This window comes from Methylobacterium sp. C25 (genome assembly GCF_021352225.1).
Classification (GTDB): Bacteria; Pseudomonadota; Alphaproteobacteria; order Rhizobiales; family Beijerinckiaceae; genus Methylobacterium.
Genome location: NZ_JAAUVI010000034.1, coordinates 1 through 1,094 on the forward strand (window position 1 = coordinate 1; position 1,094 = coordinate 1,094).

Below are 1,094 nucleotides of genomic sequence, written 5' to 3' on the forward strand. Positions count from 1 at the left end.
ATCCTCGACGGCATCCCGACGCCGGACGCTTTGCGTGAGCGTCCTGAGAGCGAGCTTCGGGCGATTGCCGATGCGGTGCGCGCGGAGATGATCGATGCCGTCTCGGTGACGGGCGGGCATCTGGGCTCGGGGCTCGGGGTGGTCGAGCTGACGGTGGCTTTGCATCACGTCTTCGACACGCCGGACGACCGCATCGTCTGGGACGTCGGGCACCAGTGCTACCCGCACAAGATCCTCACCGGCCGGCGCGACCGCATCCGGACCCTGCGCCAGGGCGGAGGCCTGTCGGGCTTCACCAAGCGCGCGGAGAGCGAGTACGACCCCTTCGGTGCGGCGCATTCCTCGACCTCGATCTCGGCGGCCCTCGGCATGGCGGTGGGCCGCGACCTCGAGGAGGCCGAGCGCAAGGCCAACGGCCAGGAGCCGGGCAAGCGCCGCAACATGATCGCGGTGATCGGCGACGGCTCGATGTCGGCGGGCATGGCCTACGAGGCCATGAACAATGCCGGCGCGCTGCATTCGCGCCTGATCGTGATCCTCAACGACAACGAGATGTCGATCGCGCCTCCGGTCGGCGCGATGTCGGCCTATCTGGCGCGTCTGGCCTCGGGGCAGACCTACCGCTCGATCCGTGAGACGGCCAAGCAGCTCGGCAAGCTGCTGCCGAAGGCGCTCTACGACCGCGCGGTGCGTGCGGAAGAATATGCCCGCTCCCTGGTGGTGGGCGGCGGCACCATGTTCGAGGAGATGGGCTTCTACTACGTGGGCCCGGTCGATGGTCACAACCTCGACCACCTGCTCCCCGTCCTGAAGAACGTGCGCGATAGCGAGCAAGGCCCGATCCTGCTCCACGTGGTCACCCAGAAGGGCAAGGGCTATGGCCCGGCCGAGGCGAGTGCCGACAAGTACCATGGCGTGGTCAAGTTCGACGTGGTCTCGGGCGTCCAGGCCAAGGCCAAGCCGAATGCCCCGAGCTATACGGCGGTCTTCGGCCAGAGCCTGATCAAGGCGGCCGATAGCGATCCGAAGGTGGTGGCGATCACCGCGGCGATGCCCGGCGGCACCGGCATCGACCTGTTCGGCAAGGCGCACCC

The 1,094-nt window shown here is 68.0% G+C and carries 1 protein-coding gene; it reads left to right on the top strand.

Annotated elements, in window-relative coordinates:
* A partial coding sequence (locus tag HCU64_RS25160) for a 1-deoxy-D-xylulose-5-phosphate synthase N-terminal domain-containing protein (protein WP_233387224.1) occupies positions 1–1,094 on the top strand: 1,094 nt, incomplete at both ends.